Genomic DNA, 19,847 nt, shown 5'->3' with positions numbered 1-19,847 from the left:
AGTTTCACGGCCATATAGCGCAGGGGCCACGCGTGTTGTCGTCGGGAGACCGAGAGGGCGACGCACGATCCCCGCGTTTCGTGCGGCCGGATATTCCCGGCCGCAGTTCGCAAATTCCAGAGCAAGGGACTGGATCGTGAAGAAAACAACATCGCAAACATTGCTGAAGCTGGCAGCTGCACCTGCCGTGCTCGGCCTCGCCATGCTGAGCTCCGCCGCACATGCGCAGGAGCCGCAGAATGCGGATGCCGCCGAGGATGGTGAGGTGATCGTCGTTACCGGTTCGCGCATTGCGCGACCTGAGCTCGAAGTTGCCAACCCGATTGTTGCGATCACGGCGGCTGCAATCGAGAATACCGGTCAAACCAATATCGCGGACATTCTGATCCGGAACCCCGCGCTGACCGCTTCTGTTGGCTCGTCATTGGCTGGTGGTGCGGATGCCGGATTTGGTGAGACCGGCGTCAACCTGCTTGATCTCAGAAATCTCGGCACGGACCGTACGCTCGTGCTGGTCAACGGCAAGCGGCATGTCGCTGGCGTGGCCAACTCGGCTGCGGTCGATATCAACACGATCCCGCAAGAACTGATCGAGAAGGTGGACGTGCTCACCGGCGGCGCATCTGCCGTTTACGGTGCGGACGGCGTGTCCGGCGTGGTGAACTTCATCCTGAAGCGCAACTATGACGGGTTCTCCGCGCGTGCACAGGCTGGTATCTCCAGCAAAGGCGACGCCGGCAGCCAGTTATTTTCGGTGGTCGCCGGTAAGAATTTTCTGGATGATCGCGCAAACCTGACGGTTGCATATGAGTACAATCGGGCCGATCGGCTTCACAGTTCCGAACGCCTCTACTCAGGCGATCCGTCACGCTGGGCGGTGATGGTTCAGAACCCAAATGATTTCCTTGAAAATGAAGACGGCGATCCAGTCGACGACCCCAATGTTTTCGACAACATTCGCCAGAACAACCTGACTTGGGCTTATAGCGCCCGCCCGGGCATGGTCGCGCTTGATAGCGGTCTCTATCTGGGCGACGGTCGAGCATATGATGAGGGCATCGTGCTGCCCGGCACCGCTTTTGCCATCGGGGGGACGAATACACCCGTCGCCGGTTATTATGGTGACTTGCAGCCGGAGACAGAACGTCACTCGTTCAACATGCTGTCGAGCTTTGAGTTCTCGCCTGCAGCCCGTCTCTACTTTGAAGGCAAATACGTAAAGAACGAGTCCTTCTCGGTTGGTCAGCCCAGTTTTGACTTCGGCACCTACCTTTATCCTGACAACGCCTATCTCATTGAGCGCTTTGGTGCTGATGAGGCGGCGGGCGGCGCAGGGCTTTATCGCGATAACTTCGATTTGGGCATTCGCGGTGAAACGACCGAGCGCGAAACCTTCCGCATCGTCGTCGGTCTCGAAGGTGAGATTACGGACAACCTGCGTTACGACATCTCCTATGTATACGGTCGTACCAAGTCGCAGTTCGTTCAGACCTCGAACCTGATCGGTGACCGCTTCTTCGCCGCACTTGATGCAGTGCGCGATCCGGTTTCGGGTAATATCGTATGCCGTTCGACCCTCGATCCCACGTCGAACATCGATCCCGAGAATTTCGACGCGCCTGCAACGACGTTTACACCCGGAGCGAACAGCGCTTGTCGCCCACTCAACCTCCTTGGTGAAGGTGTTGCAAGCCAGGAGGCACTCGCCTTCGTCCTGGCAGACAATGTCAGTCGCTCACGCGTCGCTCAGGAAGTCGTTAGCGGCTATATCTCGGGCGATACGGAAGCCTTCTTCAATCTGCCTGGCGGGCCCGTTGGTTTTGCGATCGGCGCTGAGTATCGCCGCGAAAAGAGTAGCGAAACGCCTGACGTGCGGATTCAAAATGGTGATTTCCGAGACTTCAGCGCCATCGCACCGAGCAGCGGTGAATTTGACGTGAAGGAAGTCTTCGGCGAGATCAATCTTCCGATTCTGGCTGATCTTCCGTTCGCTGAGCGCCTCTCGATTGGCGGCGCGATCCGCTTCTCGGATTATTCCACCGTTGGCAGCACAACGACCTGGAAGATTGACGGTGTTTATGCGCCGATCCGCGATATCCGCTTCCGTGCAACCTATTCGCAGGCTGTCCGGGCACCGAATATCGGTGAACTGTTCCGCCCGGAAACCGGAACGTTCCTCTTTATTACTGACCCTTGCGACATTACGCGGCGCAATCAAGGTACCCAGTACCGAGCTGCAAATTGCGAAGCTCTACTCGCTGGGTACGGTTTGACGCCTACGCAGATCGCAACGTTTAGCCCGAACAGCGTGCCAGAGCAGAATACGTCGCGTCGCGGTCTGTTCAGCGGTAATCAGGATCTGCAGGAGGAGACGGCCAAGACCTGGACGGCCGGCGTCGTGCTCCAGCCGAGCTTCATCCCGGGGCTGTCCATAACGTTCGACTGGTACAATATCCGTATCACGGATGCCATCAACACGCCGACCGCGACCGAACTGGCCGAGCTTTGCGTTGATCAGCCGACGTTGGACAATCCTTACTGTCCAAACCTGTTCCGCGAAACGACACCCGGATCGACGCTTGGCTTCTTCCTGGGTCAAGGCAACGACCCGCTACGTCGCAACGCCTTCCTGGTCCGTCCTGAAAACGTCGCGGCGTTCCGGACTGCGGGCGCGGACTTCACGATCAACTACGTGGTTACGCCGGCAGCGAACATCGGTCGGTTCCAGTTCAGCCTAGCTGGCGGTTACCTCGACTCGATCAATTTCGTGCCGACGCTCGGCGCTGATGTCGATGATGATTTGCTGGAGCGGTACAACCCCCGCTGGCGCGGGAGTGTCAGCCTGACCTGGGCGCTCGAAAACTTCTCGATCAACTACGGCCTGAGCTACTGGAGCAAGACACGTCGTTACACGACCGAGCAGCTTGCGGGCGATCCGGACATCTCTGATCCCAAGTATTTCTTCTTCAAGGAGCGTTGGGAGCACGATATCCGTGCGGCATTTACCGTGGAAAAGTTCGAGTTCTATGGCGGCGTGAACAACCTGTTCGACTACGAGCCGGAACCCGGTCAGCTTAGCTATCCGGTATCAGGCGTTGGACGCTACCTCTATGCGGGCGTGAAGGTCGGTTTCTAACGACCTCCTGACCACTGCCAGAAACAGAAAGGGCGGCCCATTTGGCCGCCCTTTCCTTTCTTACGTCCGTTCGCACCCTCACCCCACCGTCAACACCAGTGCCCCATCGCCCTCATCGACGCGCACGGTTGCGCCGTCGGGCACTTCACCGCGCAGGATGAGGTCGGCGAGCGGGTCTTGCAGATATTTCTGCACCGCGCGCTTCAAGGGGCGGGCGCCATAGACCGGATCGTAGCCGACCCGGCCGAGCCAGGCGCGGGCGCCGTCGGTGAGGTCGAGCGTCACCTTGCGGTCCTTGAGCAGCTTGCCGACGCGGGCGACCTGGATGTCGACGATCGGCCCCATATGCTCCGCGCCCAGCCGGTGGAACAGGATGATCTCGTCCAGCCGGTTGAGGAACTCGGGGCGGAAGTGCGCACGCACCACGTCCATCACCTGGTCCTCCACCTTCTCCACCGGCTCATCGTCACCAAGGCTGGTGAGGAACTGGCTGCCGAGGTTGCTGGTCAGCACGATGATCGTGTTGGTGAAGTCGACCGTGCGGCCCTGCCCATCGGTCAGGCGGCCATCGTCGAGCACCTGGAGGAGCACGTTGAACACGTCGCCATGCGCCTTCTCCACCTCGTCGAACAGCACGACCTGATAGGGCCGGCGGCGGACGGCTTCGGTCAGCACGCCGCCTTCCTCATAGCCGACATAGCCCGGCGGCGCGCCGATCAGCCGGGCGACGCTGTGCTTCTCCATGAACTCGCTCATGTCGATGCGCACCATCGCATTGCTGTCATCAAACAGGAATTCGGCGAGCGCCTTGGTCAGCTCCGTCTTGCCGACGCCCGTGGGGCCGAGTAACAGGAAGCTGCCGAGCGGCCGGTTGGGGTCCTGCAGACCGGCGCGTGAGCGGCGCACGGCGGTGGAGACGGCCTTCACCGCATCGGCCTGGCCGATCACCCGGCGACCCAGCTCCTCCTCCATGGCCAACAGCTTCTCGCGCTCGCCTTCCAGCATCTTGTCGACCGGAATGCCGGTCCAGCGCGAGACGACGCTGGCGATGTCCTCGCTGGTCACTTCCTCACGCAGCATCGCGCCCTTGGAGGCGGACTGCGCCTCTTCGAGCTGCTTCTCCAGCGTGGGGATGGTGCCATATTGCAGCTCGCCAGCCTTGGCATATTCGCCGGTGCGCTGCGCCTGCTCCAGCTGGATGCGCGCGGCATCGAGCTGTTCCTTGAGCTTGGCCTCGCCTGCGATCTTGTCCTTCTCGGCCTGCCAGCGGCCGGTGAGTTCGGCCGATTGCTGCTCCAGATTGGCGAGGTCGCCTTCCAGCGCCGCCAGCCGGTCCTTGCTCGCCTGATCGGTCTCCTTCTTCAGCGCCTCGCGCTCGATCTGCAACTGCATGATCCGCCGGTCGAGATTCTCGATCTCCTCGGGCTTGGACTCCACTTCCATGCGGATGCGGCTCGCGGCCTCGTCCATCAGGTCGATGGCTTTGTCTGGCAGGAAGCGGTCGGTGATGTAGCGGTTGGAGAGCGTCGCGGCCGAGACGATTGCCCCGTCCGCGATCCGCACGCCATGGTGCGTCTCGTACTTGTCCTTGATGCCGCGCAGGATGGAGATGGTGTCCTCCACCGTCGGCTCGCCAACAAACACCGGCTGGAACCGCCGCTGGAGGGCGGGGTCCTTCTCGACATATTTGCGATACTCATCGAGCGTGGTCGCGCCGATGCAGTGCAGCTCGCCACGCGCCAGCGCCGGCTTGAGCAGGTTGGAGGCATCCATCGCGCCTTCGGATTTGCCCGCGCCGATCAGCGTGTGCATCTCATCGACGAAGAGGATGATCTGGCCGTCCGCGCCCTTCACCTCGTCGAGCACGCCCTTGAGGCGCTCCTCGAACTCGCCGCGATACTTCGCGCCGGCGATGAGGCTGCCCATGTCGAGCGCCATCAGCGTGCGGTCCTTGAGGGTGTCGGGCACGTCGCCATTGGCGATGCGCAGGGCGAGGCCCTCCGCGATGGCGGTCTTGCCGACGCCGGGCTCACCGATCAGCACCGGATTGTTCTTGGTGCGCCGGGCGAGGATCTGGATGGTGCGGCGGATTTCCTCGTCGCGGCCGATCACCGGATCGAGCTTGCCATCGCGGGCGGCCTCGGTGAGGTCGCGGGCGAATTTCTTGAGCGCGTCGTAGCGGTCCTCGGCGGACGCGGTGTCCGCCTTCCGCCCGCCGCGCAAGGCATTGATTGCCCCATTGAGCGCCTCGGCCTTCACGCCGGCGGTGGCCAGCGCCTTGCCGGCGGCGGTCGTCGTCGCCAGCACCAGAGCGAGGAGCAGCCGCTCGACGGTGACATAGCTGTCGCCCGCCTTCTGCGCGACCTGCTCGGCGGAATCGAGGACGCGTACGGCGTCATTGTCGAGGCCCGGGCTCTGCTGCGCGCCCGATCCGCTGACGGCGGGCACCTTGGCAAGCGCCGCGTCGGTCTCGCGTAGCGCGGTCGCGGCATCGCCCCCCGCCGCCTTGATGAGACCGCTGGCCATGCCCTGCTCATCCTCGAGCAGCGCCTTGAGCAGATGCTCCGGGCTGATGCGCTGATGGTTCATGCGGATCGCGACGGTTTGCGCGCTCTGCAGGAAACCCTTGGCCCGGTCTGTGAACTTTTCGAGATTCATACTATCTCCCTTCGCCTGCCACAGATGGTGTTGCTATTTCGCAACACAAGAGGGCCAGTGCGTTTTTCTCCGGCGCGATCCGGGCAGCATGATCGACCCGTGCGATATGCCATGCCAGCTTCGATATGATCAACGCTTCAGCTCGCTGGCGGGTCCTCAATCGGGGCCGGTTCGATCCGGCGCTAGGCTTGGCCGCCGCCTGCCGCTATGGTCCGGCCATAGTTCAGGCCGTTGCTGCTACGGGTGGCGATCTGTTGATATTCGTCGGAGATTCTATGCGTCTGACTGTTCGTCGTTCGACTGCCCTTATGTATCTGGGCGTTTGCAGCCTTGCCCTTACGGCATCCGTGCCGGCCTGGTCGCAAGCGCAGCCCGCCCCCCGCCCGGCAGCCGCTGCGGCAACCGTCAAGCCGGCGCCGCTTGCCGATCTCATCAAGCGAGTCGACATTCCCTATGAGACGTTCACGCTGCCCAATGGCCTGCGCGTGATCGTGCATACCGATCGCAAGGCGCCGGTCGTCGGCGTCACCGTCTACTACCGTATCGGCTCCAAGCATGAGCCGGAAGGCAAGACCGGCTTTGCGCATCTCTTCGAACATCTGATGTTCGGCGGGTCGGAGAATGTGCCCAATTTCGATGAGCCTTTGGTTTCGGCCGGTTCCACGCCCACCAATGGATCGACGTGGTTCGACCGCACCAATTATGTCGAGACGGTGCCGACGGGCACGCTCGATCGTGCGCTGTTCATGGAGGCGGACCGTATGGGCCGCCTGCTCGGCGCGGTGACGCAAGGCAAGCTCGATGCCCAGCGCGCCGTGGTGCAGAATGAGAAGCGGCAGGGCGACAATCAGCCCTATGGCCTGGTGGAATATGTGCAGCTTGAGACGCTGCTGCCCAAAGGCCATCCCTATGGCCACTCGACCATCGGCTCAATGGCGGATCTCGACTCTGCCTCGTTGGAGGATGTGAAGGGCTGGTTCCGCGATCATTACGGACCGAACAACGCGATCCTGGTGCTGGCCGGCGATATCGACGCCGCCACGGCCAAGGCGAAGGTCGAGAAATATTTCGGCGGCATCGCGGCGGGGCCGGCGGTCAAGCCGGTTGCCGCGCCGATCCCGACGCTGCCTGCACGCGTTGACAAGGTGATGAAGGACCGCGTGGCGACCACGCGCATCTATCGCATGTGGGTGACGCCGGGCCGCAATGACAAGGATGCGCCGTTGCTCTCCGTGGGCGGCGCGGTGCTCGGCGGCCTCGCCAGCTCGCGGCTGGACAATATCCTCGTCCGCGACGAACAGATCGCGGTGAGCGTGACGGCGGGCGTGCAGCAGTTCGAGCAGCTCGGTTTCTTCATGGCGACAGCCGATGTGAAGCCCGGCACCGATCCGGCGCTGGTCTCCCGCCGGCTCGATGAGATCATGGGCGATTTCATCAAGACTGGCCCGACCGCCGATGAAGTCACCCGCGTGGCCACCCGGCAGGTCGCCGGGGAGATTGCCGCGCTCGAAGTGGTCGGAGGCTTCAGCGGCAAGGCGTCCACCTTGGCTGAGGGACTGTTATATTCGGGTGATCCTGCCCAGTATAAGAAGGACCTGGCGGCCATCGCCGCCGCGACGCCCACGGCCGTGACGGCGGCGATGCAGCGCTGGCTCACCCGCCCCGTGTTTGCACTGACGGTCGAGCCCGGTGAGCGGGAAGCCTATGAGGATGCGAGCGTCGCAGCGCCGGGCGAGAATGCGCCGGCGGATGTCGCGGCGCCCAAGCCGACGCTGGCGATCCCGGACGTAACGCAGAACCCGGACCTCGATTTCCCCACGGTGGAGACGGCGACGCTCGGCAATGGCATCAAGCTGCACGTCGCGACCCGCTCGACCGTGCCGACCGTCAGCATCGCGGTCAATTTCGACGCTGGGCTTGCCAGTGACCGGCGGGACCGGATGGGGCTGGGCACGCTGATGCTCGACCTGCTGGAGGCCGGCACCACCAGTCGTTCGACCATCCAGATCGCCGAGGAGCAGGAGCGGCTCGGCGCCAGCATCTCGACCGGGCAGAGCATGGACCGCACGTCCATCTCCCTGTTCGCGCTCAAGCCCAATCTGGCGCCTTCGCTCGACCTGCTGCAGGATGTGATCCGCAACCCCGCCTTCGCGCCGAGCGAGATCGAGCGGCTGCGGACCATCCAGCTTGCCGGCATCGCGGCGGAAAAGACGCAGCCCAGCGGCCTTGCCAACCGGGCAATCTCGCCGCTGCTCTACGGCCCGCAGCATCCTTATGGCGTGGTCAGCGCGCGGGGTGAGGAGGCCACCGTGAAGGCGATCACGCGCGACGACCTCGTGCATTACCATGGCGGCTGGATCGTCCCCAGCAAGGCAGAGATCTTCGTCGCCGGCGACATCACTATGGCCGAGATCAAGCCCCTGCTGGAGGCGCGTTTCGGCAATTGGCCGCAGAACCGCATGGCCTCGCCCGTCAAGGATTTCTCGGTGGCGGTGCCTACGCCCAAGCCGGGTATCTACCTGATCGATCGGCCGCAGTCGCCGCAGTCCGTCATTCTGGGCGGGGTGGTCACCAAGGCGACCGGGCGCGATGACCTGGTCGCGTTCAACATGGCGAACACCGTGCTGGGCGATGATTTCCTCTCGCGGCTGAATGCGGACATTCGGGAGGCCAAGGGCTGGTCCTATGGCGTGCGCGGTGCGCTCAGCCGGCGGCTGGAGCGCAGCCCCTATCTTGTCAGCGCACCGGTGCAGGCGGACAAGACCGGCCCGGCCATCGCGGCGATGCGGGACCAGATCGTCAGCTTCCTTGGGCCAAAGGGCGTGACGCCTCAGGAATTCGCACGCGTGGTCAATGGCGAGATCGCCGGCTTGCCGGGCAAGTTCGAGACCACCGGCGCCGTGCTCGGGCAAATGCAGGCGGATGCGCTGTTCGGCCGGCCGTTCGATTATGTGGAGACGCTGCGGGCGCGCTATCAGGCGCTCACCCCGGCCCAACTCGACGCGGCGGCGAAGCAACTCATCGACCCCGCGCAGCTGAGCTGGGTGGTGGTCGGCGACAAGAGCCAGATTGCGGACCAGCTCAAGCCGCTGGGGTTGTCCGTGACGGAGATCACCCCCGGCGCAGCCCCCGCTCGCTGAAGAACGTTCATTCCGGAAGGAGAGATGAAATGGCCAAAGTTGACGGCGCTTATGATTGCACCACCAAGACCCCGATGGGGGATCAGGCGAGCGTATTCACCGTCGTGACGGACGGAGACACGTTCAACGGCACCAATGCGGGGCCGCTCGGCTCGCTGGATGTGAAGAACGGCAAGGTGGATGGCAACCGGCTGACCTGGACCATGGAGATGACCATGCCCATGCCGATGACGCTCACCTGCGAGGCAATCGTGACCGACGGCAAGATCAGCGGCACCATCGATGCCGGCGCTTTCGGCACCATGGCGATGACGGGTACGCGCCGCGGCTGACGGCCCATCCGCCAGCAGGGCAGATCATAGAAAAGGGCAGCCTCCCGCTTGGAAGCTGCCCTTTCTGTTTGGCGTTCTGGCGCGTGTCAGTCGACCGTGACGGTGACTGCGCGACGGTTCTGAGCCCAGCTGGCTTCATCCGAGCCGAGCGCGACCGGGCGCTCCTTGCCGTAGCTGATCGTGTTGATGCGGCCGGCATCGATGCCGAGCGACGCCAGATAGTTCTTGGCGGCATTGGCGCGACGCTCACCGAGCGCGAGATTGTATTCGCGGGTGCCGCGTTCGTCGGCATGGCCTTCGACGGTCACGCGCTTCTGCGGGTAGCGCATCAGCCATTCGGCCTGGCTGCGCAGCACGTTGCGATCTTCATCGTCGATGTCGCTCTCATCCGTGTTGAAGAAGATGCGGTCCGAGGTCACGCTGGCGACGAAGTCCGCCTGGCTGCCCGGGGTCGGGCCGCTCGGCGTGGGCGTCGGCGTGGTGGCTGGCGGCGGAGCCGTGTCAGCCGGGGCGGGGGGAAGAGTCTCCGGCGCCTTTTTGGCACAGGCCGAAAGGGCGAGCGCGGCACTGGAAACCAGCAGCAACAGGGGTGTGGTACGCATGGGGGCTTCTCCTACTGTCCTGAACACAAACCGGTTCGTCGTATGGTTGGGGCGTTTTGCCGACAAGTCAACCTGAAGATATGAAAACAAAGATGAATTATTGGTTCCCCGTCACTGAAGCAGTGGCCCCCAAGCGGGGTCGGAGCCGTCCACCGGCGTTACGATCTTGCGCTCGTTCACGCCCGTCAGGTCCACCTGCCAGATCGACGAATTGCCCGATCGGCCGGCTGCGGTGCGGAAGAATTGCAGCACGCGGCCATTGGGCGACCAGGTCGGCGCTTCATCTTGCCAGCCATTGGTGAGGAGACGCTCGTTGCTGCCGTTCACATCCATCACACCGACCCGGAAGTTGCCGGCGATCTTGGTGAAGGCGATGAGGTCGCCGCGCGGGCTCCATTCCGGCGTCGCGTAACGGCCACCGCCGAAGCTGATGCGGCGCTGTCCCGAGCCATCCGCATTCATCACATAAATCTGCTGCCCGCCCGAGCGATCGCTCTCGAACACGACGCGCGTGCCATCCGGCGAGAAGGAGCCGCCGACATTGATGCCCGGCGTGTTGGTCAGCCGTGTCGGGCGACCACCTGCGACGGGGATCTTGTAGATGTCCGTATTGGCGCCGCTCGCCATCGAATAGAGCAGCGTGCGCCCATCGGGCGACCAGCGCGGGGCGAAGATGGCGCCGCTGCCTTCCAGCAGCACGCGTTGGCGGCCCTGATCGACATCATAGATGTAGATGCGCACATTGCGGCCGACATAGCTCACATAGGCGATGGAGCGATAATCCGGCGACCAGCGCGGCGTGAGCGCCAGGCTCTGGCCGTTGGTGATGAAGCGATGGTTGGCGCCATCGCTATCCATGATGGCGAGGCGCTTGACGCGATTGTCTTTGGGACCGGTCTCGGCGATGTAGGCGATGCGGCTATCGAAGAACGGGCTCTCGCCAGTCAGGCGCGAATAGACAAGGTCGGCGCAGCGGTGCGCAGCCCGGCGCCAGTCGCGGGGCGCGACGACATAACCCTGTCGGGCCAGTTCGGTGCCGAGCGATACGTCATAGAGATAGCAACCGACCGTGATCTGCGAATCGCCGCCCGCTGAGCGCACGAAGCCCTGCACCAGCGCCTCGGCATTCATCGCGGACCAGCGCGCGAAGACGGGGCTGGTGACTTCCGCCATGGAAGGCGCCTGCACGCCGTTGGGGCCGAGTGGCGTGAACAGCCCGGAGCCGCGCAGATCGTTGGCGATCACCTCGGCGATGCGCTGGCCAAGCGACTGGGTGGAGCCGGCCGGCGTTTCGACATTCTGCTGGGTCGGCATGGCCGGAACGGCGATCCTCAGATCGCTCTCGACCGGATTGGTGACGTCCACGCTGAGCTGCGCCGTGGCGGGCATCGCGATGAGCAGGGCCAGCAGGGCGCTGGCACCGCGCAGGGTTTTGCGTCGAAGGCTGAGCATCATCATCGTCACAGACTCGCATAGATGCGGAGCGGCCGGAGCCACTTCCACTGTTCATAAAATTCGGCGGGCAGATTCTTGAACGGTGCGGCGCGCATCACGGCCTGCACGGCCCGCTCGGCATGGAGATCGGCCTGGGCGCGATTGCTGGCCGTCACGCCCTCCTGCCCGACGACCTCGACCCGGCCATCGATGCGCCCGTCCGGTGTCAGGTGGACGCTGAGCAGCGTCACCAGCTTTTCGGCATCGGCGCCGGAGGGTGGGCGCCAGTGCGGCTTGATCTGGCGGGTGATCTCCGCATTGAGCGCACGGGCCGCGACCGGGCTGAGCTTGGCGTTCGAGCCGCTGGTGTTGGGCGTCGCGCGGCTGGAGGCCGTCTCGGCATCGATGCCCTTGAGGAAATCGTCGCCCAGCCGGGACGCACGCTGACGCGGCGCTTCCTCACGCGCGGGGCGGGAGGGCGCGGGCTTGGCGGCCGGCGTCTCGCGCGTGCTGGCCCGCTGTTCGCGCGGCTTGGGCGCGGGCGGCGGGGGTGGAGCTGGCTTGGGCGTCGGTGCCTGTGCGCGGGGCGGGGGTGGCGGTGCAACCGGTTCGGGCTGCGCTGGCGGCGTGGGCGCCGCGGCGGCGGGCGGCGGCGGCGCAGCATCGGGCTCGACCTCGCCGATTTCCGGCGCGGTGGCGGTTTGCGGCACGTCCGGCGCATGTTCGCGGGTGAGGCTTTCGAGCGCAACGGCATCCGCGAAGGTCACGTCGATCCTCGACGGCGGTTTTAAATCGGCGCTCTTCTGGAACAGGCCGAGCGACAGCGCGCCGAGCAGAAGCACATGGCCCGCCGTGGAAATTCCCAGTCCTAGACGCTCGCGCTGGTCCATTCCCCGCCCTTATTCGCCCGTCACTGAACGCACGGTGGACGGATCCGATCCGCCCATGCCGATCCCGGTGGTGACGAGCGCCACCCGGTCCAGCCCGGCGCGATTGAGCTCGCCCATCACGCGCATGACACGGCCATAATCGAGTGCGGCATCGGCACGCAGGAACACCTGCTCGTCCGGACCCAGGCCAGCGCGCAAGGCATTGAGCCGGTCCGGCAGGGCATCGTCGCTCACCGGATCGTCATTGATGAAGACCGCGCCCTCCGGATCGACCGAGACGATGGCGGGCTTCTTGTCCTGATCCAGCGCGCTGGCCCGGCTTTCCGGTAGGCGCACGGGCACACCGGTCACCAGCAAGGGGGCGGTCACCATGAAGATGATGAGCAGCACCAGCATCACGTCGACCAGCGGCGTGACGTTGATGTCCGCCATGGGCGCGCGTCGCCCGCCCCGCCGGTTGGAAGGCAGGTTCATGCCCATCAGGATTCAAGCTCGCGGCTGAAAGTGGTATAGAGCCCGTCCGAGAAGCGCTGGACGCGCGCTTCCAGCCGGTTCACCCCGTGGCTCAGGCGATTGTAGCCGATCACCGCGGGAATAGCCGCGAACAGGCCGATGGCGGTCGCGAACAAAGCCTCGGCAATGCCGGGCGCCACGACCGCGAGGCTGGTGTTCTGCTCGCCGGCAATGGCGATGAAGGCGCGCATGATGCCCCAGACGGTGCCGAACAGGCCGACGAACGGCGCCACCGAACCCACGGTTGCGAGGATGTTCAGCCGGTCCGAAATCTTGTCGATGGTGCCGGCAAGAGCAGAACCCATGGTGGTGGCGAGCCGGTCGCGCGTGCCATCCGGATTCATGCCGCGCTGGGCGGTGGAGCGGCGCCATTCGGCGATGCCGGCATTGAGCACCTGCGCGCTCGGCAGGTCTTCGCGGCCGCGCTCCTTGGCGAAGGCGTCCATGTCCTTGGCCTGCCAGAAGGCGCGCTCGAACTCGTCGCATCCCTTGCGCATCCGCCGGAGCCTTCCGGCGAAGCTGAAGATGATGCCCCAGGTCCAGACGCTGGCCAGCAGCAGGCCGACCATCACCGCCTTCACGACGAGATCCGCCTGGAGGAACATGTCCACCGGCGACAAAGTGAGCGCATTGTCCGGCGCTGCGGCAGCAAGCATGAGGGTGAGAGTCATGGGCGGGGGTGTTTCTCCGGTCAGGAAGGAAGCGGCGCGAGCCGGCTGAAGCGATCGATCCAGTCAGCCGGCTGGCGGCGTGGGCGACCGGTGCTGTCGAGGAAGGCCACGGTGACGCTGCCTCGGGTCAGTTCCGTGTCCTCGCGCCAGACCGACTGGGCTATAACGCAACGCGCCGCGCCGAGTTGCGTCAGCTGGCTGCGCACGGTGAGATCATCGTCCAGACGGGCCGGCGCGCGGTAGCGCAGCGCGATGTCCGTCACCGCATACACGCCCTCGCCGGCTTCCTGCGCCGCGCGCTGATCGATGCCGAGCTGGCGCAGCATGTCCGAGCGGGCGCGCTCCATATAGCGCAGATAATTGGCGTGATAGACGACGCCGGAAAGGTCTGTGTCCTCGAAATAGACGCGCACGGGGAAGCGGTGTTCTCCGTTCTCAAACTGTCCCGAAGCGGGATGAAGGGCGATTTGCGAAGGCATGGGCGACCAGTCCTAACCGACGCGACTCGCGGCGGGAAGCCTTTTCAAGCGTCAGAACGCAGCAGATCTTCGTTCTATCGCACGGGACCGGGGAGGATCGCTTGCCGCTCGTCGCCTCAGTCGAACAAACCGTCCTGGCTGCCCTCTGGCGGATTGAGGCCGAGATGCTTCCAGCCCGGCGCATTCAGGATGCGGCCACGGGCGGTTCGCGCGATGATCCCCAGCTGGAGCAGATAGGGCTCGATGACATCCTCGATGGTGTCGCGCGGCTCGGAGAGGCCAGCGGCCAGCGTCTCGGCGCCGACCGGGCCGCCCTTGTAAATGTCGGCGATCATCCGCAGGTAGCGGCGATCCATCAGGTCGAGGCCGAGCTGGTCGACCTCCAGCCGGGTCAGTGCGGCATCGGCGGCGGCGGCATCGACGACATCATGCCCCGCGGCATGGGCGAAATCGCGTACCCGCCGCAGCAGCCGCCCGGCGATACGCGGTGTGCCACGGGCACGGCGCGCAATTTCGGTTGCGCCATCGGGAGCGATCGGCAGGTCGAGCAGCCGCGCCGCGCGGGTGATGACATGCTCCAGCTCATCCACAGTATAGAAGTTGAGCCGCACGGGGATGCCGAACCGGTCACGCAACGGCGTGGCCAGCATGCCCTGCCGCGTCGTCGCGCCGACCAGCGTGAAAGAGGGCAGATCGATCCGCACCGAGCGGGCCGAGGGGCCTTCCCCGATCATGATGTCGAGCGCGCGGTCCTCCATGGCCGGGTAGAGGATTTCCTCCACCGCCGGATTGAGCCGGTGAATCTCGTCGATGAACAGCACGTCGCCTTCATCGAGATTGGTAAGCAGCGCGGCGAGATCGCCCGCCTTGGCGATGACCGGACCGGACGTGGCACGGAACCCCACGCCCATCTCCCGCGCGACGATCTGCGCCAGCGTCGTCTTGCCCAGGCCCGGCGGGCCGAAGAACAGCACGTGATCGAGCGCTTCGCCGCGTGCGCGGGCGGCGTTGATGAAGATCCGCAGATTCTCGCGCGCGCCCTTCTGCCCGACGAAATCGTCCAGCGTCTTTGGGCGCAGCGCGGCATCCATATCTTCAGGCGTGCGGCCGGCGGTGAGGAGGGGGGAGCTTGCCATCAGCCCGGCACCCTAGCGCGCGTTGGCCGGCCCGTCACTTGGCAGCCTTTCGCAGCGCGAGGCGGACCAGAGCATCCAGCGAGGCGCTGTCGCCCAGCTCGTCCAGCGCGGCGCTGACGGCGATGCTTGCTTCGCCCGGCTTGAAGCCCAGCGAGGCGAGGGCGGAGAGAGCATCGGCCTGCACGCCCGTCGCGGCCGGGATCGCCGCGCCGCTGGCATCCAGCCCGATGGCGAACGATCCGGTCGCGATGGCGCCGACCTTGTCTTTCAGCTCGCGCACGATGCGTTCGGCGAGCTTGGGGCCGACGCCGTTGGCGCGGGCGACCATCGCCTTGTCCTGGGCGGCAATGGCACGGTGCAGGTCGCTCGGTTCCAGCGCGGAGAGAATGGCCAGCGCCACGCGCGCGCCCACGCCCTGCACACCGGTCAGCAGACGGAACCAGTCGCGCTCCGCCTCACTCGCGAAGCCGACCAGCCGGATGAACTCCTCGCCGACCAGCATCTCGGTATGCACGGTGACGGCTCCGCCGACGCTGCCGAGCGCAGAAAGGCTGCGCGAGGACATGCCGACGAGATAGCCCACGCCACCGACATCGATGACGGCACTATCCAGTCCGGTGGAGACGAGCAGGCCTTTCAAATGCGCGATCATGAGGCGGGTGTAGCGATGTTCCTGCTTCGTTTCCACCGTTTCTGAATGAGGCGCGCGTGGCTATTCATTCCCTTGCAGGTAGCGGCGCGGCCCGCCTAAGAGAGCAGCGCAGGGCGGCGTCCTTTTCCGTCCCGCTGATTGACAAATAAGCCCGCTTTGCCTATCCGCGCGCCTTCGGACAGACGGCCGCTCCTCCCGGATCGGGGCGAGGCGGCCATTTTTGTCGAGTCTGCAGAACCTGATTCGATTTTGAGGAATGAACGATGAAGCGCACCTTTCAGCCGAGCAACCTTGTTCGCAAGCGCCGCCACGGTTTCCGCCTGCGCATGGCGACGGCAGCCGGCCGCAAGCTGCTGAACGCGCGCCGCGCCCGCGGCCGCAAGAAGCTGACCGCCTGATCGAGCCCGGCGCGGACGGCGCGCTGCGGCGCGTCGTGGGTCGCATAACCCGCCGCGCCGACTATCTGGCCGCCAATCGCGGCCAGCGCGCACCCATGCCAGGCTTCGTGCTGCTGGTGCGCGATCGGGGCGATGGCGATCCCACGGCCCGCCTCGGCATTACCGTCACCAAAAAGATAGGCGGCGCTGTCATCCGGAACCGGATGAAGCGCCGTTTTCGTGCGCTTGCGCGCGAGATCCTCCCCGTTCACGCCATTGCCGGCGGCGATCATGTGCTGATCGGCCGCGAGGGCGGCGTGGAGCGCGATTATGCCTCGCTGGCCGCCGAGCTTGAGAAAGCGCTGCGGCGCATCGCCAGCGGCAAGGGTGCCCCGCCGCGCGAAGGCGGACGGGGTCGGGGTGGTCGCGGCTCCGGTGGGAGCAAGAGGGTGACGCCCCCGGCGCCTCACAATGACCCTGCGCCGCGCAATGAGCCGCCCGCATGATGTCGATCAGGGATTGTCGCCTTGGCCCCGCACAACCCGTGCTCCTGCGCAGGCAGGAGCCCAGGGCCCAACCGACTGCCCTTGCCGCCCTGGGCTCCTGCCTCCGCAGGAGCACGGTGGTCGAGGCTGGAAGACCATGGCGTCGCCGCATACTCGACCACTCCGCCCCGTGATTGCGCGCCTTCTCATCCTCGTCGCGCGCTTCTGGCAGATCGGGCCGAGCCGGATTCTGCCGCCCTCCTGCCGCTATTCGCCGAGCTGCTCCCAATATGCCATCGAGGCCCTGCGGAAATATGGGGCGATAAGGGGTGGCTGGCTGGCGTTGAAGCGGCTATTGCGCTGCCACCCATGGGGCGGCTGCGGCCATGATCCGGTGCCCTGACGCCGAATCCCCTGACATGAGCTGACAAAGAGACGGAAGCCAAAGAGACGTGGACGACAAGCGCAACATCCTTCTCGCCGTGGTGCTGACCATTGCTATTCTCTTTGGCTGGCCGGTCATCAGCAATTATTTCTTCCCGCCATCGGCCCAGCCGATCGAGCGAGCCGAGCAGCAGGCGAAGCAGAAGGGCGCAGCGTCCAATGTGCGCGGCGGACCGCTGGCCGAAGGCGCGCAGGCGATTCGCCCGATCGAGGCCGTGCTGGGCGAAAGCCAGCGCGTCGCCATCGAGACGCCTAAGCTGCGCGGCTCCATCAATCTGCGCGGCGCCCGCATCGATGATGTCGTGCTGCCGACGCATCGCCAGACGGTGGATGAAAAATCGCCGCCGGTCCGCCTGCTCGCGCCGAGCGGCACGGCCGATGCCTATTTCGCGAGCTTCGGCTGGAGCGGCGAAGGCGTGCGCGTGCCGGATGCGAACACCGTGTGGACAGCCGACGGCACCAAGCTGACCCCGCAGACGCCGGTAACGCTGCGCTGGAGCAACGGCGCGGGCCAGACCTTCCTCATCCGCCTGTCGATCGACGAGGATTATCTGCTCACCGTCGCGCAGACGGTCGAGAATGCGGGCGGCAATGCCATCGCCGTCCGCAACTATGGCCTGCTCTCGCGCACCGGCCACAGCAAGGACAAGTCGACCTGGACGATCCACACCGGCCCGATGGGCGTGTTCAACGGATCGGCCAATTATGACATCGGCTTCGACAAGCTGGACAAGGATGGCGACAAGCGCTTCTCCACCACCGGCGGCTGGCTGGGCTTTACCGATCTCTATTGGCATGCCGCGCTCATCCCGGCGCAGACGCTGCCGGTCGATGCGCAGTTCCGCAAGGGCGCGAGCGACCGCTATCAGGCCGACCTGACCTATGCGCCCGCCGTCGTCCAGCCCGGCACTTCGCTCAGCACGACGAGCCGGCTGTTCGTCGGCGCCAAGGAAACCCCGGTGCTCGACCGCTATATGGACCAGCAGGGCATCGCGCTGTTCGACCGCGCGATCGACTGGGGCTGGTTCCGCTGGTTCGAGAAACCGATCTTCTATCTGCTCGACTGGCTGTTCCGCCACATCGGCAATTTCGGCGTGGCGATCATCTGCCTCACCTTCATCGTGCGTGGCCTGATGTTCCCGGTCGCTCAGCGGCAGTTCGCCAGCATGGCGGCGATGCGCGCCATCCAGCCGAAGATGAAGGCGCTGCAGGAGCGCTACAAGAACGACAAGCCCAAGATGCAGCAGGAGATCATGGCGCTGTACAAGACGGAGAAGGTCAATCCGCTCGCGGGCTGCCTGCCGATCTTCCTGCAGATTCCTATCTTCTTTGCGCTCTACAAGGTGCTGATGCTGACGGTGGATATGCGCCACCAGCCTTTCTACCTGTGGATCAAGGATCTGTCCGCGCCCGATCCGGCGCACATCCTCAACCTGTTCGGCCTGCTGCCCTTCACGCCGCCGTCCTTCCTCGGCATCGGCGTGCTGGCGGTGATCCTCGGCATCACCATGTGGCTGCAGTTCAAGCTGAACCCGGCGCCGATGGACGATGTGCAGAAGCAGATCTTCTCGCTGATGCCCTGGATGATGATGTTCATCATGGCGCCATTCGCGGCGGGCCTTCTGATCTACTGGTGCACCTCCAACATCCTCACCATCGCGCAGCAATGGTGGCTGTATCGCCAGCATCCCGTGCTGGGGCAGCCGACTGCGGATACGGCAAAGGGTTGAGGCGGGGGAAGATCGAGCAGCGGGCCCCCGGGTCAAGCCCGGGGTGACGGTGGGGAGCAAGCGCCCTATCCCACTCGCCCTTCCAGGGATGATCTCATTCCAACTTCGTCACCCCGGGCTTGACCCGGGGGCCCGCTGATCTTCGGGATCGACCGTACCCCGCTTTCCCGCTCCTTGCCCTTTCAGGTGACGGGCGCCGCGTCTGGCGCTAGGGGGATGGCATGAACCAGACCGACACAGATCAAGCCCAGAGCGATCAGGATACCGCCGCCCGCATCGAGGAGGCCCGCCGGATCTTTTCCGGGCCGATCAGCTTCCTCAAATCCGCGCCGGGGCTGAACTTCCTGCCGCCAGCAGATGTGCCGGAGGTCGCCTTTGCCGGGCGCTCCAATGTCGGCAAGTCCTCGCTCATTAATGCGCTGACCAATCGCAATGGCCTTGCGCGCACATCCAACACGCCGGGGCGCACGCAGGAACTGAACTTCTTCGACGTGGGCGAGCCGCTGCGCTTCCGCCTCGTGGACATGCCCGGCTATGGCTATGCCAAGGCGCCCAAGGATGTGGTGAAGCAATGGCGCTTCCTCGTGAACGATTTCCTGCGGGGGCGAGCGGTGCTCAAGCGCGCGCTGGTGCTGGTCGATGCCCGCCACGGCCTCAAGGATGTCGACCGCACGCTGCTCGACATGCTGGATGAAGCAGCGGTGAGCTACCGCATGGTGCTGACCAAGGCCGATAAGGTTAAGGCGACCGACCTCGCTATCGTCACCGAGCAAACCGCTGCAGAAGTGCGCAAGCGCCCGGCGGCCCATCCCCAGATTATCCCGACATCGAGCGAGAAGGGCATGGGCCTGCCGGAGTTGCGCGCGGCGGTGATTGAGGCGCTCGACTGAGGGCTGGCTGCGGGGTTGGGCGCGGCATCTCAGGGATGCCGTTCGCGCTATTGGCCCCCTCCTGCCGCAACATGGCTTGTGTCGGGCGTCTCCATCGCGCCGAGCGCGTTCGAGCATTGCAGGCGATAGTGCAGGCAGCTCTCAGCCCAATACCAGCCTATCGCCCTGCAAATCCAAAAGACCTGGCCGCTGACGGTCAAAGCCGACAGTCCCGCCGTTTCACCTCTGGCTGCCGCTTCAAATGTCGTCGCCCATATCGTCCGTGTCGAGACTCGGGG

17 protein-coding genes are annotated in these 19,847 nt (G+C 64.9%); 8 read left to right on the top strand and 9 right to left on the bottom strand.

Annotated elements, in window-relative coordinates; translation table 11 throughout:
- Positions 1-136: 136 nt before the first annotated feature.
- A complete protein-coding gene (locus M2339_RS11390; protein WP_264586547.1) occupies positions 137-3,136 on the top strand; it encodes a TonB-dependent receptor plug domain-containing protein in 3,000 nt (999 codons plus the stop codon).
- Positions 3,137-3,214: 78 nt separating this feature from the next.
- On the opposite strand, the gene clpB is transcribed toward M2339_RS11390, so the two are convergent.
- On the bottom strand, positions 3,215-5,794 hold the full coding sequence (clpB, locus tag M2339_RS11385) for an ATP-dependent chaperone ClpB (RefSeq protein ID WP_264586548.1): 2,580 nt from the start codon (positions 5,792-5,794) through the stop codon (positions 3,215-3,217).
- Between the two features lie 275 nt (positions 5,795-6,069).
- Between clpB and M2339_RS11380 the strand changes: the two genes are divergently transcribed.
- Complete coding sequence (locus M2339_RS11380; RefSeq protein WP_264586549.1) at positions 6,070-8,934, top strand: M16 family metallopeptidase; 2,865 nt, start codon at positions 6,070-6,072, stop codon at positions 8,932-8,934.
- Positions 8,935-8,963: 29 nt separating this feature from the next.
- Positions 8,964-9,266, top strand: coding sequence for a hypothetical protein (locus M2339_RS11375; RefSeq protein ID WP_181558682.1), 303 nt, complete (start codon positions 8,964-8,966; stop codon positions 9,264-9,266).
- A gap of 86 nt (positions 9,267-9,352) precedes the next feature.
- On the opposite strand, the gene pal is transcribed toward M2339_RS11375, so the two are convergent.
- The 8 genes from pal to ruvA all read right to left on the bottom strand — a co-directional run bounded on the left by pal (position 9,353) and on the right by ruvA (position 15,643).
- A complete protein-coding gene (gene pal / locus M2339_RS11370) occupies positions 9,353-9,868 on the bottom strand; it encodes a peptidoglycan-associated lipoprotein Pal (RefSeq protein ID WP_264571999.1) in 516 nt (171 codons plus the stop codon).
- A gap of 111 nt (positions 9,869-9,979) precedes the next feature.
- Positions 9,980-11,323: a Tol-Pal system beta propeller repeat protein TolB gene (tolB, locus tag M2339_RS11365; protein WP_264572362.1), complete on the bottom strand. Its 1,344-nt coding sequence runs from the start codon at positions 11,321-11,323 to the stop codon at positions 9,980-9,982.
- A 5-nt stretch (positions 11,324-11,328) separates the two neighbouring features.
- A complete protein-coding gene (locus M2339_RS11360) occupies positions 11,329-12,192 on the bottom strand; it encodes a TonB C-terminal domain-containing protein (RefSeq protein ID WP_264586550.1) in 864 nt (287 codons plus the stop codon).
- A gap of 9 nt (positions 12,193-12,201) precedes the next feature.
- Entirely contained in the window at positions 12,202-12,672 is a 471-nt protein-coding gene (locus tag M2339_RS11355) for an ExbD/TolR family protein (protein WP_181558685.1), read from the bottom strand.
- Positions 12,672-13,376, bottom strand: a complete 705-nt coding sequence (tolQ, locus tag M2339_RS11350; RefSeq protein ID WP_264586551.1) for a protein TolQ — start codon at positions 13,374-13,376, stop codon at positions 12,672-12,674. Before tolQ ends, M2339_RS11355 begins: the two co-directional genes overlap by 1 nt.
- Positions 13,377-13,396: 20 nt before the next feature.
- Positions 13,397-13,855 (bottom strand): tol-pal system-associated acyl-CoA thioesterase, encoded by a 459-nt coding sequence (gene ybgC, locus M2339_RS11345; RefSeq protein ID WP_264586552.1) that lies wholly within the window; start codon positions 13,853-13,855, stop codon positions 13,397-13,399.
- 116 nt (positions 13,856-13,971) lie between these two features.
- Complete coding sequence (gene ruvB, locus M2339_RS11340) at positions 13,972-14,991, bottom strand: Holliday junction branch migration DNA helicase RuvB (RefSeq protein ID WP_181558688.1); 1,020 nt, start codon at positions 14,989-14,991, stop codon at positions 13,972-13,974.
- A gap of 34 nt (positions 14,992-15,025) precedes the next feature.
- Entirely contained in the window at positions 15,026-15,643 is a 618-nt protein-coding gene (ruvA, locus tag M2339_RS11335) for a Holliday junction branch migration protein RuvA (protein ID WP_264572363.1), read from the bottom strand.
- A 263-nt stretch (positions 15,644-15,906) separates the two neighbouring features.
- Here ruvA and rpmH point away from each other — a divergent pair, with 263 nt between their 5' ends.
- The 5 genes from rpmH (at position 15,907) to yihA (ending at position 19,569) form a co-directional block, all read left to right on the top strand.
- Complete coding sequence (gene rpmH, locus M2339_RS11330) at positions 15,907-16,041, top strand: 50S ribosomal protein L34 (protein WP_014074358.1); 135 nt, start codon at positions 15,907-15,909, stop codon at positions 16,039-16,041.
- A 44-nt stretch (positions 16,042-16,085) separates the two neighbouring features.
- Positions 16,086-16,526, top strand: a complete 441-nt coding sequence (gene rnpA / locus M2339_RS11325) for a ribonuclease P protein component (RefSeq protein WP_264588310.1) — start codon at positions 16,086-16,088, stop codon at positions 16,524-16,526.
- A 169-nt stretch (positions 16,527-16,695) separates the two neighbouring features.
- Positions 16,696-16,908 carry a membrane protein insertion efficiency factor YidD gene (yidD, locus tag M2339_RS11320; protein ID WP_181558690.1) on the top strand — a complete coding sequence of 71 codons (213 nt, stop codon included), beginning with the start codon at positions 16,696-16,698 and terminating at the stop codon, positions 16,906-16,908.
- 49 nt (positions 16,909-16,957) lie between these two features.
- Positions 16,958-18,679, top strand: coding sequence for a membrane protein insertase YidC (gene yidC / locus M2339_RS11315; RefSeq protein WP_264586553.1), 1,722 nt, complete (start codon positions 16,958-16,960; stop codon positions 18,677-18,679).
- Positions 18,680-18,900: 221 nt separating this feature from the next.
- A complete protein-coding gene (yihA, locus tag M2339_RS11310; protein ID WP_264586554.1) occupies positions 18,901-19,569 on the top strand; it encodes a ribosome biogenesis GTP-binding protein YihA/YsxC in 669 nt (222 codons plus the stop codon).
- Positions 19,570-19,847: the final 278 nt, after the last annotated feature.

The sequence above is a fragment of the Sphingobium sp. B2D3C genome (assembly GCF_025961835.1).
Lineage (GTDB): Bacteria > Pseudomonadota > Alphaproteobacteria > Sphingomonadales > Sphingomonadaceae > Sphingobium.
This window is presented reverse-complemented; position numbering and strand designations above follow the sequence as displayed.

What these genes read in the sequence shown, in the direction of transcription:
- ybgC (WP_264586552.1), bottom strand. Translation starts at nt 13,855, where the DNA reads ATGCCTTCGCAAATCGCCCTTCATCCCGCTTCGGGACAGTTTGAGAAC.
- M2339_RS11375 (WP_181558682.1), top strand. Translation starts at nt 8,964, where the DNA reads ATGGCCAAAGTTGACGGCGCTTATGATTGCACCACCAAGACCCCGATG.
- ruvA (WP_264572363.1), bottom strand. Translation starts at nt 15,643, where the DNA reads ATGATCGCGCATTTGAAAGGCCTGCTCGTCTCCACCGGACTGGATAGT.
- tolB (WP_264572362.1), bottom strand. Translation starts at nt 11,323, where the DNA reads ATGATGCTCAGCCTTCGACGCAAAACCCTGCGCGGTGCCAGCGCCCTG.
- M2339_RS11380 (WP_264586549.1), top strand. Translation starts at nt 6,070, where the DNA reads ATGCGTCTGACTGTTCGTCGTTCGACTGCCCTTATGTATCTGGGCGTT.
- ruvB (WP_181558688.1), bottom strand. Translation starts at nt 14,991, where the DNA reads ATGGCAAGCTCCCCCCTCCTCACCGCCGGCCGCACGCCTGAAGATATG.
- tolQ (WP_264586551.1), bottom strand. Translation starts at nt 13,376, where the DNA reads ATGACTCTCACCCTCATGCTTGCTGCCGCAGCGCCGGACAATGCGCTC.
- yihA (WP_264586554.1), top strand. Translation starts at nt 18,901, where the DNA reads ATGAACCAGACCGACACAGATCAAGCCCAGAGCGATCAGGATACCGCC.
- M2339_RS11360 (WP_264586550.1), bottom strand. Translation starts at nt 12,192, where the DNA reads ATGGACCAGCGCGAGCGTCTAGGACTGGGAATTTCCACGGCGGGCCAT.
- pal (WP_264571999.1), bottom strand. Translation starts at nt 9,868, where the DNA reads ATGCGTACCACACCCCTGTTGCTGCTGGTTTCCAGTGCCGCGCTCGCC.
- M2339_RS11355 (WP_181558685.1), bottom strand. Translation starts at nt 12,672, where the DNA reads ATGGGCATGAACCTGCCTTCCAACCGGCGGGGCGGGCGACGCGCGCCC.
- rpmH (WP_014074358.1), top strand. Translation starts at nt 15,907, where the DNA reads ATGAAGCGCACCTTTCAGCCGAGCAACCTTGTTCGCAAGCGCCGCCAC.
- clpB (WP_264586548.1), bottom strand. Translation starts at nt 5,794, where the DNA reads ATGAATCTCGAAAAGTTCACAGACCGGGCCAAGGGTTTCCTGCAGAGC.